Below are 16077 nucleotides of genomic sequence, written 5' to 3'. Positions count from 1 at the left end.
CCTACGGGCGTGTGGCCTGAGGGTCTGCCGGCCGGCCGTCGAGCACCTCGCCGTCGGCCGGCAGCCCGTCGGTGCCGTCGGGACGTCCGCCTCGGACCGCCCAGGGGAGCCCGACAGCCCGGGACACCCGCGCCGCGTCGCAGCGCTGCACGTGCAGGTGCGGTTCGCTCGAGTTGCCCGAGTTCCCGCACCGGGCGATCACCTGCCCGGCACGCACCTCCTGCCCGGTGCTCACCTCGAGGCTGCCCCGCCGCAGGTGCGCGTACACCGCGTGGGTGCCGTCGGCGAGGCGCAGCACCACGTGGTTCCCCAGGACCGGCCCCGGGCCGCCGAGCTCGCGGACCATGCCCTCGGCCATCATGAAGACGACCGCGAGCCAGCTCGATCGGCTGCGGTGGTCCCGGTACCGGTCCGAGGTCCGGGCGACCACGGCGTCCGCCACGGCGTGGACGGGTCGGTCGAAGGCCGGGTAGTCCGTCGGAGGGCGCATCGCGGGGCCCTGGCCGAAGGTGGGGCGTGAGGGGTCCGCAGGGGTGTGGACGAGGTCGACGGCGTAGGTCTGACCGTAGCCGTGGGTGCCGTGGCTCGGAGTCTTGGTGGTCGGACTGTTCAAGGCCTCCCACGGCCCCTGCACGGGGGAGTCGAGCAGCAGGACGGGGACCTCGAGCCGTCGGGGCAGGAAGGTCGCGGCGAGGTAGAGGGCGATCAGCAGCACGCCCGCGAGCGGGAGGAGCGGGGCCCACGGCACGTCCAGGAACGGCCCTGCGACGACGGCCACCAGCCCGAGGACCATCAGGACGGGGTTCATGGCCACGGTGGCGAGGCGCGCGTGGCGGGGGATCGAGACGTGGGCGGCACTCATGCGGGTCGATGCTCCCACGGCGGACGCATCAGTCGCTCGAGGGGACCGACCGGCCCGGGACCGGCGTCCTGCCGCAGCCGGGCCCACAGGACCGCGAGAAGCACGGCCCCCGAGGTCATCACCACGGCCAGGGGCACCTCGAACCCGAACGCGTCGAGGTGCGGCCGCTCCGGCACGAGGTGCAGGACCACCAGGTGCGCCGCGTAGAGGGTGAGGGCCACCTGGCCCGTCGCGACCAGGGGCCACAGCCACGACGCCGGGCGCCTGGCCGCCAGGAGGCACAGCCCGAGCACGGCCACCCCCGCAGCGGTGCCCCCCACGAGCCACAGAGGCATCTGGCTGTGCGCCGTCATGACCACCAGGTGGTCGAAGCCGGCCGGGCTCGTCGGCATGCCCACCCCGGCGACCAGCAGCTCCGACAGGCCGATCGAGGCGAGCGCGCCACCCGCGCCCCCGAGCACCAGCGCTCGCTGCACCCTGGTCGCGCCCAGGTCGAGCCGCCCGAGGGCCAGACCCAGCACGAACGGAGCCGCCCAGGTCACCAGCGGGTAGGGGCCGGTCAGCACGAGCCGGTCCAGGGTCTCGAGCAGGTCGGGGGCCGCCGCGGCGTCGTCCCGCACGTACTCGCGTCCGGTGGCCTGCAGCACCACGAGGATCGCGAGCGGACCGAGGAGGGCCAGGGATGCCGAGAGCAGCGCGAGCCAGCGGCTCCGGAGGTGCACGAGGCCCAGGGCCACGACGAAGAGCACGGCGTAGGTCGGCAGGATCACCTGGGCCCGGTGGTCGAGCATGCCGAGCAGCACGCCGAGGACCAGGAGGAGGGCGGCCCGCCACAGCAGCAGACCGGCGAGGGCACGTCCACGCCGTCGCCGGGTCAGGAAGGTCATGCCGACGCCGGCGAGCAGCACGAAGAGCAGAGAGGCCCTCCCGTGGGCCAGCGCCCAGGCCGTCGTCGCGGGTCCCTCGAGCTCCTTGGGGCCGCTGTTGACGAGGAGCATGCCGATCACGGCGGCCGCCCGCGCGACGTCGATGCCGACCAGGCGGGTGGACGGGCGCGGGACTGCAGGGTCGGCCGGGGGCTCGACGGGGGCTGGCCGCGGCCGTGCCGCGGCGGTCCGGGGCGTCGGGAGGACCGGAGGGTGCCCTGGAGCCCGCGTCGCGGCCGGGTGGGCGACCGCCCGCGGGGCACGCCCAGGCAGGTGGGAGCCGCTCCCGGCTGCCGTCCCGAGCCCTGCGTGCCTCACGAGCCCTCCGATCCACGCCCGTGCTCGACGATAGGCGCCGGAGCAGCGTCAGGCGCGCGCTGCGGCTCGTCCGGGGGTGGCGCGCCGTGGCCGGCGGACACGTAGCGTGGGCCCGAGCCGACCCGAGGGGGACCTCCGTGCACCGTCGACGACCCGCGCCCGTCACCTGCCCGACAGCTCCGCAGGGCCACCGTCCCGCGTGGCCCACCGGCCTGTCCGGCCGTCCCCGCGGCGCCTCGACCGTCGTGCTCGGCACCGCCGTCGCCGTGCTCCTCGCCGCGTGCAGCCCCGGTGCCCCGGACGCACCTCCCGTGCTGACCCAGACCCCGGAGACCACCCCGCAGCGCAGCGCACCGCCCGCCGCGGAGCCCGCGCCCGGCCCCGTGGGCCTGCAGAACGCCGCGGTCAACGCCGGGCACCCCCTGGCGACGCAGGTGGGGGCCGAGGTGCTCGCCGACGGTGGCACGGCGGCCGACGCCGCGGTCGCGGTCGCCTTCGCGGTGAGCGTGGTCGAGCCCTTCGCCTCGGGGATCGGAGGCGGCGGGTCCGCGATCCTCGTGCCCGCCGGGCAGGAGCCCGTCTGGTACGACTTCCGCGAGGTCGTGCCCGCCTCGGGTGCGGTCCCCGAGAGCGACGCCGGGGTCCCGGGGTTCGTGCGAGGTCTCGAGGTGCTGCACGCCGAGCACGGGGTGCTCGCGTGGTCCCGGCTCCTGGAGCCCGCCGCCGAGCTGGCCCGCGAGGGTCACCCCGCCTCGCAGATGCTCGCCGACCAGCTCCGGAGCACCGCCGGTGGTCGTGCCGCGAGCGGTCTGCCCCACCTCTACCCCGGCGGTCAGCCCCTCGCCGTGGGCCAGGCCGTCGTGCAGGAGGACCTGGCCCGCACGATCGACGCCCTCGCCCAGGAGGGGCCGGACGCGTTCTACGACGGTTCCCTCGGCGCCGCGGTGAGTGGCGCGGTCGGAGGGATCGACGCCACCTCCCTCGCGTCGTACGAGGTCCAGGTCGGCCAGCCACCTAGCGGCACCGTGGGCAGCTACGAGGTGGTCGGTGCGGCCCCCGCCCTGCCCGGCGTGGCGCTGATCCAGATGCTCCAGGTCGCGGAGGCCCTCGGGGTGGGGATCGCGGCCCCGGGCTCGGCGGACTACGTGCACCAGCTCGCGGCCGCCTGGGACCACGCCGCCGCGACGGTCGACGCCGAGCTCGCCGACCCGGACTTCGTCGACGTCCCGGTCGAGGAGATCACCGACCAGGCGGCCAACGCGGCCGTCGCCGCCTCCCTCGCCGGGGCCTCAGGAGCCTCGGCCGACGCCCTCGGGCCCGGGTCGCCGGACGTCGGAGGGCTGGAGGGGCTGGACCCCGCGGACCAGGGCCTGGACCCTGGCTCAGCGCTCGCCGACAAGCCGGGGGAGACCACCCACCTGACGATCGTCGACCGGGACGGGATGCTCGTCTCGATGACGAACACCCTGACGTACTTCTGGGGCTCGGAGCAGTACGTCGACGGCTACTTCCTCAACAACCAGATGGTGCGTTTCGCGGTCGGGGCCGGCGGGCAGAACACCCCCGAGGCCGGCCGGCGATCGGTCAGCTGGGGGCTGCCCGCCGTCGTCCTGGACGACCAGGGCCGGGCGGTGCTGGGACTGGGCTCACCGGGGGGTGAGCGGATCCCGATGGTGCTGGGAGACGTCCTGTCCCGCTGGGCGCTCCACGGTCAGAGCCTGGAGGAGGCGATCGCCGCACCGCGGTTCTTCGCCTCCGACGGCGAGGTGCAGTTCGAGGCCCTGCCGCCTGGCGAGGTGGGTGAGGCGCTCCGCGGCCGCGGATGGGGGGTGAGCGGCCCGGTCGACCGGGGCCTGTACCTCTTCGGCTCGGTCCAGGCCCTCGAGATCGACTGGGAGTCCGGCGGGGTCACGGGGACGGTCGACACCCGGCGCGAGGCCGACCTCGTCGTCCTCGGGGAGGCGGACCTCCCGGAGGACGACGAGGGCTGACCGGGCCGACGCGTCCGGCCGGGTCCACGCGGCCGATGCGGCTCAGACGACCGGCGGCCGGGTCATCGACATGACGTCGAGGGCCTCGTCGAGCTGGGCCTCGGTGACCTCGCCGCGCTCGACGAAGCCGAGGTCGACCACGGCCTGCCGCACGGTGACCTTCTCGGCGACGGCGTGCTTCGCGACCTTGGCCGCGGCCTCGTACCCGATCACACGGTTGAGCGGGGTGACGATCGAGGGAGAGGACTCGGCATAGGCACGGGCCCGCTCGACGTTCGGGACGATGCCGTCGATGGTCCGGTCGGCCAGCACCCGCGAGGCGTTGGCCAGCAGCCGGATCGACTCGAGCACCCCCTGGGCGATGACCGGGATCTGCACGTTGAGCTCGAAGGTCCCGGTGGCCCCGGCCCAGGCGACGGTCGCGTCGTTGCCGACCACGCGGGCGGCGACCATCAGCACGGCCTCGGGCACCACGGGGTTGACCTTCCCGGGCATGATCGAGGAGCCGGGCTGGAGGTCCGGGAGGAAGATCTCGGCCAGGCCCGTGTTCGGGCCCGACCCCATCCAGCGCAGGTCGTTGCAGATCTTCGTCAGGCTCACGGCGATGGTGCGCAGCGCCCCCGAGAGCTCGACCAGGCCGTCGCGCGCGCTCTGGGCCTCGAAGTGGTCCCGCGCCTCGGTGATCGGGAGGTCGGTGTCCTCGCGGAGGAAGCCGATGACCTGCTGCGCGAAGCCGGCCGGGGTGTTGATGCCGGTGCCCACGGCGGTCCCGCCCAGGGGCACCTCGGCCGCCCGCGGCAGGGCGCCCTCGAGGCGTTCGACGCCGTAGCGCACGGCCGCCGCGTACCCGCCGAACTCCTGGCCGAGGGTCACGGGGGTCGCGTCCATGAGGTGGGTGCGGCCGGACTTCACGACCTCGGCCAGGGCCTCGCTCTGGCGGCTCAGGGCCGCCTCGAGGTGCTGCAGGGCCGGGACGAGGTCACGCACGACCCCCGCCGCGGCCGCGACGTGCACCGAGGTGGGGAAGACGTCGTTCGAGGACTGCGAGGCGTTGACGTGGTCGTTGGGGTGCACCTCGCGGCCGAGGGTGCGTGAGGCGAGGGTCGCGAGGACCTCGTTCATGTTCATGTTCGACGAGGTGCCCGAGCCGGTCTGGAACACGTCGACCGGGAAGTGGGCGTCGTGCCGCCCCGTCGCGACCTCGTCGGCTGCCGAGACGATCGCGTCGGCGACGTCGGCCGGCAGGACGCCGAGCTCGGCGTTGGCGCGCGCCGCGGCCTTCTTGACGCGGGCCAGGGCCTCGATGTGGCCGCGCTCGAGCGGGGTCCCCGAGATGGGGAAGTTCTCGACGGCGCGCTGGGTCTGGGCGCGGTACAGGGCGTCGGCCGGAACCCGGACCTCGCCCATCGTGTCGCGCTCGGTGCGGTAGCTCTCCTCAGTCATGCTCGCCATCCTCGCACCCCACGCGGCGCGCGATCAGCCCGGCCGGGGTGCCGTCGTCGTCTCGCCCAGCTCGCCTGCGGCCTCGACCAGACGGACCCGCCCCTCGGCGAGGGCGTACTCGAGCCCGACGACGGCGCAGCGCCCCTCGGCGACGGCCTCGCTCAGCGCTGCCGAGTAGCTCTGCAGCATCCGCACCGTGTGCCGGACGTGCTCACGGCCGAGACCCGCCGGGGTGGGAGGGAGCATCGGGCGGTCGGCGTCGTGCTCTGTCGCGTCCTGGGTGCCGGGCTCGGGCAGGTTGACGATGCTGGGGATGACGCGGTCCACGACCGCGCGGACGAACCCGCTGGGCATCCGCCCGGTCGAGAGGGCCTCGGCCGCGGCACCGACCGCCCCGCAGGAGTCGTGGCCCAGGACGATCACGATCGGGGCGCCGAGCACCGTCACGCCGTACTCGATCGAGCCGATCACCGTGGTGTCGACCACGTGACCCGCCGTGCGCACCACGAAGAGGTCCCCGAGCCCCTGGTCGAAGACGATCTCGGCGGCGACGCGGGAGTCCGAGCAGCCGAAGACGACCGCGAAGGGGTACTGCGCGGTGCTGGTCTCGGTGCGGTGGTCGACCCCCTGGGAGGGGTGCTCCATGTCTCCGCGGACGAAGCGGTCGTTGCCCTCGACGAGAGCGGTCCACGCCTGGGCAGGGGTGAGGGTCCGTGGCATGAGCACATCCTGGCAGGCCGACCCCGACCTGGGCCGAGGCCGTCTCGGGTGGCGGGCCGCCCGGTGGCGGTGTAGCCATGTCGCAGGGCGGTCGACGGCGACGGCCCCCGGACGGCAGGAGTGGCGGTGCGACGACGCAGAGCAGCGGCGGGGGCCCTCGGCCTCACGGCCGCGATGGTGCTGGTGGGATGCGGGGGCGAGGACGGGCCGCCGACCCTGACCTGGTACACCAACCCCGACGCGGGCGGGCAGGCGGTGATCGCCCAGAGGTGCACCGAGGAGGCCGACGGGGCCTACCGCATCGAGGTCTCGACGCTGCCCCGTGAGGCGAGCGAGCAGCGGCAGCAGCTGGCGCGACGGCTGGCGGCCGAGGACGCCTCGATCGACCTGATGAGCCTGGACCCGCCCTTCATCCCCGAGTTCGCCAACGCCGGCTTCCTCGCCGAGATCCCCGCCGAGATGGCCGAGCGCGTGAGCGAGGACGTCGTGGCCGGAGCCCTGGCCGGGGCGACCTGGGAGGACGAGCTCGTGACGGTGCCCTTCTGGGCCAACACCCAGCTGCTCTGGTACCGCGAGTCGGTGGTCGAGGAGGCCGGGCTCGACATGTCGGAGCCGGTGACCTGGGACCAGCTCATCGAGGTCGCCCAGGAGCAGGACCTCGTCCTGGGCGTGCAGGGGACCAAGGCCGAGTCGATGACCGTGTGGATCAACGCCCTGGTCGCCTCGGCGGGGGGCACCATCGTCGAGAACCCCGAGGCGCCGACGGACGAGATCACCCTCGGCCTCGACTCCGAGGCGGGCCGGGAGGCCGCCAGGATCATGGGCGAGATCGGTGGTGGCGGGCTCGGCGGGCCAGGGCTGCCCACGGCGGACGAGAACGCCAACCTCTCGGTCTTCCAGGGGGACCGGGCCTCGTTCATGGTCAACTGGCCCTTCGTGTGGACCGCGACGGTCGACGCCGTGGACGCCGGGACCCTCGACGCCGAGGTTCTCGAGGACTTCGGCTGGGCCATCTACCCGCAGGTGGTCGAGGGTGAGGAGAGCCGTCCGCCGTACGGGGGCATCAACATCGGCGTCGGCGCCTTCTCGAACCACACCGACCTGGCCCTCGAGGCCGCCGAGTGCGTCGTGGCCCCGGAGAACCAGGCCGAGTACTTCGCGACCAACGGGAACCCGCCCGCCTCGACCGCGGCCTACGACGACCCTGCGGTGCAGGACGCCTTCCCGATGGCCGACCTCATCCGTGAGTCTCTCGAGCAGGCCGAGCCCAGGCCCCAGACGCCGTTCTACAACGAGGTCTCGACCGGGTTGCAGGAGACCTGGCACCCGGCCTCGGCGGTCTCGGACTCGACACCGGCCAGCTCGGCCGACTTCATCACCGCCGTCCTGCGAGGGGAGCGCCTGCTGTGAGCACCCAGATCACCCCGGCGGCCGGCGGGCGAACCCCCCAGGCCGCCGCCGACCAGGAGGAGGCCGAGGTCCGTCGTGGTCATGAGGCCGAGCGCAGCGACCGGACCCGGGCGGAGGCCCGCCTCGGCTGGTACCTCGCCGGGCCCGCCTTCGTCGTCATGCTCGCCGTCACGGCCTACCCGATCCTCCAGGCCACGTTCGACTCCCTGTTCCGGTTCAAGCTCACCGCCCAGGACGAGCGTGAGTTCATCGGGCTGGGCAACTACTCCATGATCCTCACCGACCCGGTCTTCTGGTCCTCGATGTGGGTGACCCTGCTCATCACCGTCGTGACCGTCCTGGTCGAGCTGGTGCTGGGCTTCGCCCTCGCGCTGGTGATGCACAGGGCGGTCCGCCAGCTCCGTGGGCTGCTCCGGACCGCGATCCTGGTGCCGTACGGGATCATCACGGTGGTCTCGGCCTTCGCGTGGTTCTACGCCTTCGACATCAACTCGGGCTTCGTGAACTCGTGGTTCTCGTGGGTCCCGGGGATCGACGAGAACCTCAACTGGTTCGCCGAGACCGGGCCCAGCCTGTTCGTCATCATGGCCTCGGAGATCTGGAAGACGACCCCGTTCATCTCCTTGCTGCTCCTCGCCGGGCTCGCGCAGGTCCCGGGCGACCTCGAGGAGGCCGCCGAGGTCGACGGCGCCACGTGGTGGCAGCGGCTCAAGCGCGTGGTCATCCCGAACATGAAGGCCGCGATCATGGTGGCGGTCCTGTTCCGGGCCCTGGACGCCTTCCGCATCTTCGACAACGTGTTCATCATGACCGGTGGCGCGAACAACACCCAGGTGCTCTCGCTGCTCGCCTACGACCAGTCGATCTCGCGGCTCGAGATCGGCCTCGGATCGGCGATCTCCGTGCTGCTGTTCCTGTGCGTGCTGCTGATCTGCTTCGCCGCGATCAAGCTGTTCAAGGTCGATCTGGCCGGCGCGAGGGGGGAGGGCTGATGACAGGGCTCAGCACCAAGCAGCGTGTGTGGTGGGGGGTCATCACGGTCCTCGTCCTCGTGTACGCGCTCTTCCCCGTCGCGGCTGTCGCCGCGACGAGCTTCAAGCGCCCGAGCGAGCTCAACTCGGGGACGTTCCTCCCCCCGAACCCGACCTGGGGCAACTACGAGCAGATCCTCGTCGGGGACGCCCAGGGCCTGTTCCTGTCGGCTCTGCGCAACTCGGTGGGGATCTCGCTCATCGCGACGGCGATCGCGGTCGTCCTGGCGACGCTGGCGGCCTACGCGATCGCGCGGCTCGACTTCCCGGGCAAGCGGGTCGTTCTCACCACGGCCCTCGGGGTCTCGATCTTCCCGATCATCTCGCTGGTCACCCCGCTGTTCAACGTGTGGAGGAGCATCGGCCTGTACGACACCTGGGCGGGGCTGATCATCCCCTACCTCTCGCTGACCCTGCCGATCTCGATCTGGACCCTCTCGGCCTTCTTCCGGCAGATCCCCTGGGAGCTGGAGCAGGCGGCCCAGGTCGACGGCGCGACCAGCTGGCAGGCCTTCCGCAAGGCGATCGTGCCCCTCGCCGCCCCGGGGGTCTTCACCACGGCCCTGATCGCCTTCTTCATCGCCTGGAACGACTTCGTCTACGGCATCTCGCTGACCTCGACCGAGGCAGCCCGACCCGTGCCGGCGGCCCTGGCGTTCTTCACCGGTGCCTCGCAGTTCGAGGAGCCCACCGGCTCCATCTCTGCCGCGGCCGTGGTGGTCACCGTCCCCGTGGTCGTGCTCGTGCTGCTGTTCCAGCGTCAGATCGTGTCCGGCCTCACCCAGGGCGCGGTCAAGGGCTGACCTCCCGATCGACCAGGCCCAGACCGCCCACCAGATCAGCCCCGACCCGCCCGCCCAGACCGCGAGGAGATCCCATGGCTTCCATCGTCCTGAAGGACATCGTCAAGAAGTACGGCGACGGCTTCCCGGCCGTCAAGGGCGTGAGCCTGGACATCGCCGACGGTGAGTTCGTCATCCTGGTGGGCCCCTCGGGCTGCGGGAAGTCCACGCTGCTGCGGATGATCGTCGGGCTCGAGGACATCACCTCGGGGGACCTGGAGATCGGCGGCAAGCGGGTCAACGAGAAGGCCCCGCGCGACCGCCACCTCGCGATGGTCTTCCAGAACTACGCCTTGTACCCGCACCTGACCGTCTACGAGAACATCGCCTTCCCGCTGCGGCTCACCAAGGGCCAGTTCAGCCAGGAGGAGATCGACCGCAAGGTCAACCTCGCGGCCGACACCCTCGAGCTCCGGGACCACCTGGAGCGCAAGCCCGCCAACCTCTCGGGCGGGCAGCGGCAGCGGGTCGCGATGGGGCGAGCGATCGTGCGCGAGGCCGAGGCCTTCCTCTTCGACGAGCCGCTGTCCAACCTCGACGCCAAGCTCCGCGGGCAGATGCGCACCGAGATCGCGCGCATGCAGCGTCGGCTCGGCACCACGACGGTGTACGTGACCCACGACCAGACCGAGGCCCTGACCCTCGGGGACCGGGTCGCAGTCCTCAAGAAGGGCGAGCTCCAGCAGGTCGCGAGCCCTCGCGGGCTGTACGAGCAGCCGGCCAACCTCTTCGTCGCGGGGTTCATCGGCTCCCCGCCGATGAACTTCCTGCCGGGCGAGGTCGACGGGGGGACGATGCGTCTGCCCTTCGCGGAGGTGCCGATCGACGGCCCGCTGCGCGAGCGCATCGGTGACCGCAAGCTGGTCATCGTGGGCCTGCGACCCGAGCACGTCGAGGACGCCGCCCTGCTCGAGGGCGAGAAGATCGCGGGCGGGGTGCGGTTCGACGCCGAGATCGACGTGACCGAGTGGCTGGGGTCCGAGCTCTACGCCTACATCCCCTTCGACACGCACCCTGACGTCGCGGCCAAGCTCGAGGAGCTGGACCGGGACCTCGACGGCGAGGGCATGCGCACCCAGGTGATCGTGGCCCTGAGCTCCGAGAGCGACGTGCGCGACGGCGACGAGGCCCAGCTCTGGTTCGACCCGGCTCGTCTGATGGTCTTCGACCCCGAGACGGGGGAGAACCTGACCCGGGACGAGGAGGCCGTGGCTCGTATCGAGGAGGAGAACGAGGCCGACCGCAAGGCAGCGCTCGAGCGCGCCCAGGCCCGCGAGAAGAGGATCGCCGAGCGCAAGGAGCAGCGCGAGGCCGGACGGGCCTCCGGCGGAGGTGAGCGAGCCGCCTCCTGACCCACCGCGCCCCGGCGGTGGCGGAACCTCCTTGACCCAGCGACTATCGTCGCGCCATGTCTTGGGCCCCCTCTCGTCGTGCGGTGACGGTGGGGGCGGCAGCCGCGGTCGTCGCGCTGGCGACGGCGGGGGTCGCGGTGTGGCACGTGGACTCCCGGTACGAGGAGATCCCGCTGTACGCCGACGGGATCGTGGTCGACGCCGCGGGCCTGCCGCAGGTGGTGCTCGGCGACCCGACCGCTCAGGACGATCCCGCGCACCGTGTCGAGCAGAACCTGTGGATCGAGCGCGGCACGGTGCCCGGTCCCGAGTCCTACGCCGACATGGCCGAGCAGGCTCTGCGCGACCTCGACGCCCTGGTCCTGCCCGGAGGGGCGGCGATCGCCGGGGCCAACCCGGCCTGGCGCTACGTCTGGCCGCGGGACGCCTCCTTCACCGCGGTGGCCCTCGCCCGGACCGGCCACACCGAGGATGCTCTCGAGGTCCTCGACTACCTGCGGGTCATGCAGGACGTCACCTCGACCGGGGGAGTGTTCGAGGCTCGGTACCTGCCAGACGGGACGGGGGCCGTCCCGGACCAACGAGGTCTGCAGCTCGACGGCAACGGCTGGGTGCTGTGGGCGGTGGCCGAGTGGTATGCCGAGGCCGAGCCCGGTGCGCAGCGCGACGCCGACCTGGAGCGCCTTCGTCCGCTGGTCGAGCGGTCCGTGACGGCCATCCGGTCGAACATCGATCCGGCCACCGGGGTACCCGGGGTGTTCTCCGACTACTGGGAGGTCCGGGAGACGGCGCCCACCCTCGGCACCCTCGCGCCGCTGCTGGCCGGGGTCCGCGCGGCCGAGCCGGTCCTCGAGGCGCTGGGGGAGCCGTCAGCGGCGGACCTCGAGGCCCTGCTGAGCCGCGCCGTGGACGAGGAGTTCGCTCCAGACGGTTACCCGCGACACCTCGGCGGAAGGCACCGTGACACCTCGGTGGCCTTCCTCATGCCGCCCTTCGCCCCCCTCGAGGCCGAGGTGGCCGAGGCCTGGACCGCGGCTGCCGAGGGGATGGCGCGCCCGGGGGGCGGGCTCGCCCCCGGGGAGGGATGGAAGTCCGACGGCATCTCCTGGACCCCGGAGACCGCGATCTGGGCCCTCACGGCTGCGGCCTCGGGGGACGTCGAGCAGGCCGAGCACTGGCTCGACTGGCTCGACGAGCACCGGACCGAGCGTGGGGCCCTGCCCGAGAAGGTGCTCTGGGACGGCAGCCCTTCGGCCGTGGCCCCGCTGGCCTGGACCGCCTCGACCGTCCTCATCACCCTCGACGAGCTCGACCGGCTCGAGGAGACAGGCTGAGTCGAGAGCGCAGGGCCGCGCAGGCCAGCTGATCGGGACCGGGCCGCTCGGGATCGGGCCGCTCGCGCGCGGACCGATCGTGAGCGGAGCGCGATGCGGTCCTCTCAGAGCTCGGTGAGCTCGCTCCGGTTCGGGGGGTTGGCCCCTGCCCGGCTCACCGTGATCGCCGCGATCTCCGCGCACCGTTCGAGGACTCCGCGCAGGGTCTCGGCGGGGGCCGCGTTCAGGGCCTCACGGTTCTCGGCGCCGAGGAGCTGCGCCGACCACAGGCCGTCGATCAGGCCGCCCATGAAGGAGTCGCCCGCGCCGACGGTGTCGGCGACGGTGACCCTGGGCGCAGCGACGTCGACCTCGTGGCCGGTCGCCAGGACCCCCGTCGCGCCCTCGCCACCCCGTGTGACGACGACCAGGGCGGGCCCGGCCTGAGCCCACCGTCGTGCGATCTCGAGGGGGTCGACGCCGGGCTCGAGCCAGGCGAGGTCCTCGTCGCTGACCTTGACCACGTCGGCGAGGGCCACGATCCGTTCGACGACCTCGCGGGTCTGGTCCGCGGGAGGCATGAGCGAGGGCCGGAGGTTGGGGTCGTAGGTGATCGTCGCCGAGTCCCGGCGGGCCTCGAGGACGTGCGCGACGTCGGGGCCACCGGGCTCGAGGACCGCGGCGATCGAGCCGGTGTGCACCACGAGCGGAGGTGTCACCGGGGCCGTCCACCGCTCCGGCACCTGCCACGACAGGTCGAACTCGTAGCCGGCCGTGCCCTGCTCGTCGAGGGTCGCGGTCGCGACCGAGGTCCGTGCGGCCGAGTCGCTGCCGGGGCTGATCGTCACCCCGTTGCCGCTCAGGTGGCCTCGCAGCATGTCACCGTGGGCGTCGGGGCCGAACCAGGTGAGCAGGTCGACGGGGCGGCCGAGCCGCGCGAGGCCCAGGGCTACGTTGGCCGGGCTCCCCCCGGGGTGCTCCTCGGCGGAGCCGTCGGGTCGGCGCACCACGTCGATCAGCGCCTCCCCGATGACCAGGGCGCGGCGCTCGGACTCGTCGACCATCACCTCGGGGGAGGGCTCGATGCCCGGGTCCATCTCGCCCTCGGTCCGGTCACGCTCGATCACCCCGGAGGGGGGTGCGTCGAGGCCGACGGGCTCGGGCCCGGGCTGGTCCGGTGCGGCGGGGCCGTCGGGGTGCTCGGGCGGGGCGGTGGGCTCGGTCATGTCTGGTCCTTGCTCGTCGTCGAGGGAGGGGTCTGATCGGGTCCTGCGGCGCGGGCGGCGTCGAGCCTCTCGCGGGCGCCGTCGAGCCACTCCTGGCAGCGCTGGGCGAGAGCCTCACCGCGTTCCCAGAGCGCGAGGGAGCCCTCGAGGGTCTCGCCTCCCGTCTCGAGCCGGGCGACGACCGTGACCAGCTCGTCGCGGGCCTGCTCGTAGCTGAGGTCGGCGATGGCCTCGCCCTGGCTTCCGTCGGCTGTCACGTCGCTCCTTCGTCCTCGTGCTCGGGTCCAGTAAACCGCGGGGTCGCCGGGGCGACCGTCGCCGGCAGCTCGCCGCGGGCCACCCTGATGCGCAGGGCCTGCCCGACCTCGACCTCCGCGGGGTCCCGCAGCACGAGGTCGTCCCCGTGCTGGACGACTGCGTACCCGCGGTCCAGCGTGGCGGCCGGGCTGAGGGCTCGCACCTGGGCCGCGAGCCGGCTGACGTCGGCGGCGCCGGCGTGCAGGCGGTCCTCGAGGGCGCGGCGCCCGGCCTGACGCCGGCGAGCCACCTGCTCGGCCTCGGCGTCGAGCACCGTGTGCGGCCGGGCCAGCACCGGGCGGCTCCGCATCGCGGCGAGGCCCTCCTCCTCGCGGTGCAGGCGATGGGTGATGGCGGCCCGGATGCGGCTGCGGGCCTGCTGCAGGCGCGCGCGCTCCTCACCGATGTCGGGCACGATCTGCTTGGCGGCGTCCGTCGGTGTCGAGGCGCGGTGGTCGGCCACGAGGTCGAGGAGCGGCGCGTCCGTCTCGTGCCCGATGGCGCTCACCAGCGGGGTGCGGCACGCGGCGGCCGCGCGCACGAGGGTCTCGTTGCTGAACGGGAGCAGGTCCTCGACCGCGCCCCCTCCTCGGGCGACCACGATGACCTCCACGGCGGGGTCGGCGTCCAGCTCGGCGAGGGCGGCCGAGACCTGGCTCACGGCCTGGGTGCCCTGGACGGCGACCTCCCGGATCTCGAACCGGACCTGCGGCCACCGGGCCCGGGCGTTGACCACGACGTCGTGCTCGGCCTTGGACTCGCGCCCGCAGATCAGGCCGACGACCCGTGGCAGGAAGGGCAGCGGCTTCTTGCGGGAGGGCTCGAACAGCCCTTCGGCGGCGAGGATGCGCTTGAGGTGCTCGATGCGCGCGAGCAGCTCCCCGACGCCGACAGCGCGGATCTCGTCGGCCTGCATCTGCAGCGAGCCGCGCTTGGGCCAGAACGCCGGCGTGACGTGCACGACGACGTGCGCGCCCTCGGAGATCTCGGTGGTGGCCTGCTCGAGGACCCGGGTGTGCAGGGAGACGGGGACCGAGACGTCGGTGTCGGTGTCCCGCAGGGTGAGGAAGGCGAGGGTGGTGCCGGGGCGGCGGTTGAGCTGGACGACCTGCCCCTCGACCCAGACGCTGGGCATGCGCTGGATGTACTCGGCGATCTTGGCCGAGAGGTGACGGACGGGCCACGGCGTCCCCGCGGTGGTGTCGAGGGCGCGGGCCGGGAGCGCGCCGGTGGTCGAGGTCACGCGCCCAGCCTGCCATCTGCCACCGACGCGGCACGCGCAGGACCCGGGTGGACGAGGTCCGTAGACTGAGGCGGTGAATCCCTCTGCCACCACTGACACCAAGCGTGTGCTGCTCGCCGCACCGCGTGGGTACTGCGCGGGAGTGGACCGGGCGGTGATCGCGGTCGAGAAGGCCCTGGACCACTACGGGGCCCCGGTCTACGTCCGCAAGGAGATCGTCCACAACAAGTACGTCGTGGAGAGCCTCTCCGAGCGCGGTGCGATCTTCGTCGAGGAGACCGACGAGGTGCCCGAGGGCGCCCGCGTGGTCTTCTCCGCCCACGGCGTCTCCCCAGCCGTGCACGCCTCGGCCGCCGCTCGTTCCCTGCAGACCATCGACGCGACCTGTCCCCTGGTCACGAAGGTGCACAAGGAGGCCGTGCGCTTCGCGAGCGACGACTACGACATCCTGCTCATCGGCCACGACGGTCATGAAGAGGTCGAGGGCACCGCAGGCGAGGCCCCGGACCACATCCAGGTGGTCAACTCCCCGGACGAGGTCGGCAAGGTCACCGTGCGGGACCCGGACAAGGTCGTGTGGCTCTCGCAGACGACGCTGTCCGTGGACGAGACCATGGAGACGGTGCGTCGGCTGCGCGAGCGGTTCCCGAGCCTGCAGGACCCGCCCAGCGACGACATCTGCTACGCGACCCAGAACCGGCAGGTGGCGGTCAAGAAGCTCGCCCCGGACTGCGACCTCGTGATCGTGGTCGGATCGGCGAACTCGTCGAACTCGGTCCGTCTGGTCGAGGTGGCCCTCAACGCCGGGGCGCGCACCTCCTACCGGATCGACCGTGCTGCGGAGATCGACCCCGCGTGGTTCGAGGGCGTCTCGACGGTCGGGGTCACCTCAGGGGCCTCGGTCCCCGAGATCCTCGTGCGCGACGTGCTCGAGGATCTCGCCGCGCGCGGCTACGCGACGGTCGAGGAGGTCCGGACGGCGACCGAGGACCTCATGTTCTCGCTGCCGCGCGAGCTGCGTGCCGACCTCAAGGCCGCGGGCCAGGCGCCTCCCCGCCCCACCCGTGGTGGCCGCCGCTCGCTCTCGGTCGAGCCGGCCTGAC

The 16077-nt window shown here is 73.0% G+C and carries 14 protein-coding genes; 7 read left to right on the top strand and 7 right to left on the bottom strand.

Annotated features, from left to right (window positions below; genetic code table 11):
- Position 1 precedes the first annotated feature (1 nt).
- Together J4G33_RS08965 and J4G33_RS08960 are read right to left on the bottom strand one after the other, a co-directional pair.
- Positions 2-862, bottom strand: coding sequence for a M23 family metallopeptidase (locus tag J4G33_RS08965; protein ID WP_208055575.1), 861 nt, complete (start codon positions 860-862; stop codon positions 2-4).
- Positions 859-2106: a DUF418 domain-containing protein gene (locus J4G33_RS08960; RefSeq protein WP_208055574.1), complete on the bottom strand. Its 1248-nt coding sequence runs from the start codon at positions 2104-2106 to the stop codon at positions 859-861. The genes J4G33_RS08965 and J4G33_RS08960 overlap by 4 nt, the downstream gene beginning before the upstream one ends.
- 137 nt (positions 2107-2243) lie before the next feature.
- Here J4G33_RS08960 and J4G33_RS08955 point away from each other — a divergent pair, with 137 nt between their 5' ends.
- Positions 2244-4097: a gamma-glutamyltransferase gene (locus J4G33_RS08955; protein ID WP_208055573.1), complete on the top strand. Its 1854-nt coding sequence runs from the start codon at positions 2244-2246 to the stop codon at positions 4095-4097.
- 42 nt (positions 4098-4139) lie between these two features.
- Here the strand turns inward: J4G33_RS08955 and J4G33_RS08950 are convergent, their stop codons facing one another.
- Positions 4140-5540 carry a class II fumarate hydratase gene (locus tag J4G33_RS08950; protein WP_243758784.1) on the bottom strand — a complete coding sequence of 467 codons (1401 nt, stop codon included), beginning with the start codon at positions 5538-5540 and terminating at the stop codon, positions 4140-4142.
- A 33-nt stretch (positions 5541-5573) separates the two neighbouring features.
- Positions 5574-6260: a carbonic anhydrase gene (locus J4G33_RS08945; protein ID WP_208055571.1), complete on the bottom strand. Its 687-nt coding sequence runs from the start codon at positions 6258-6260 to the stop codon at positions 5574-5576.
- A 174-nt stretch (positions 6261-6434) separates the two neighbouring features.
- Between J4G33_RS08945 and J4G33_RS08940 the strand changes: the two genes are divergently transcribed.
- The 5 genes from J4G33_RS08940 to J4G33_RS08920 all read left to right on the top strand — a co-directional run bounded on the left by J4G33_RS08940 (position 6435) and on the right by J4G33_RS08920 (position 12229).
- Positions 6435-7670: an extracellular solute-binding protein gene (locus J4G33_RS08940; protein WP_208055657.1), complete on the top strand. Its 1236-nt coding sequence runs from the start codon at positions 6435-6437 to the stop codon at positions 7668-7670.
- Entirely contained in the window at positions 7667-8662 is a 996-nt protein-coding gene (locus J4G33_RS08935) for a carbohydrate ABC transporter permease (RefSeq protein ID WP_307793826.1), read from the top strand. Before J4G33_RS08940 ends, J4G33_RS08935 begins: the two co-directional genes overlap by 4 nt.
- A complete protein-coding gene (locus tag J4G33_RS08930) occupies positions 8662-9504 on the top strand; it encodes a carbohydrate ABC transporter permease (RefSeq protein ID WP_208055570.1) in 843 nt (280 codons plus the stop codon). The genes J4G33_RS08935 and J4G33_RS08930 overlap by 1 nt, the downstream gene beginning before the upstream one ends.
- Positions 9505-9578: 74 nt before the next feature.
- The gene (locus J4G33_RS08925; protein WP_208055569.1) at positions 9579-10895 is read left to right on the top strand and encodes an ABC transporter ATP-binding protein; all 1317 of its coding nucleotides are present in this window, start codon (positions 9579-9581) and stop codon (positions 10893-10895) included.
- Positions 10896-10951: 56 nt separating this feature from the next.
- On the top strand, positions 10952-12229 hold the full coding sequence (locus J4G33_RS08920; protein ID WP_208055568.1) for a glycoside hydrolase family 15 protein: 1278 nt from the start codon (positions 10952-10954) through the stop codon (positions 12227-12229).
- A gap of 104 nt (positions 12230-12333) precedes the next feature.
- Here J4G33_RS08920 and J4G33_RS08915 read toward each other — a convergent pair whose 3' ends face one another.
- Genes J4G33_RS08915 through xseA form a run of 3 tightly spaced genes read right to left on the bottom strand, consistent with a single transcriptional unit; the run spans position 12334 to position 14974 of the window.
- On the bottom strand, positions 12334-13434 hold the full coding sequence (locus tag J4G33_RS08915; RefSeq protein WP_307793825.1) for a carbohydrate kinase family protein: 1101 nt from the start codon (positions 13432-13434) through the stop codon (positions 12334-12336).
- Complete coding sequence (locus tag J4G33_RS08910; RefSeq protein WP_208055567.1) at positions 13431-13691, bottom strand: exodeoxyribonuclease VII small subunit; 261 nt, start codon at positions 13689-13691, stop codon at positions 13431-13433. The genes J4G33_RS08915 and J4G33_RS08910 overlap by 4 nt, the downstream gene beginning before the upstream one ends.
- Entirely contained in the window at positions 13688-14974 is a 1287-nt protein-coding gene (xseA, locus tag J4G33_RS08905) for an exodeoxyribonuclease VII large subunit (RefSeq protein ID WP_208055566.1), read from the bottom strand. The genes J4G33_RS08910 and xseA overlap by 4 nt, the downstream gene beginning before the upstream one ends.
- 73 nt (positions 14975-15047) lie before the next feature.
- Between xseA and J4G33_RS08900 the strand changes: the two genes are divergently transcribed.
- A complete protein-coding gene (locus J4G33_RS08900; protein WP_208055565.1) occupies positions 15048-16076 on the top strand; it encodes a 4-hydroxy-3-methylbut-2-enyl diphosphate reductase in 1029 nt (342 codons plus the stop codon).
- Position 16077: the final 1 nt, after the last annotated feature.

It is taken from the genome of Actinotalea soli, assembly GCF_017565425.1.
GTDB classification, from domain to species: Bacteria; Actinomycetota; Actinomycetes; order Actinomycetales; family Cellulomonadaceae; genus Actinotalea; species Actinotalea soli.
The sequence above is the reverse complement of the archived record's forward strand: the minus strand, read 5'-3'. Positions and strand labels throughout refer to the sequence as shown.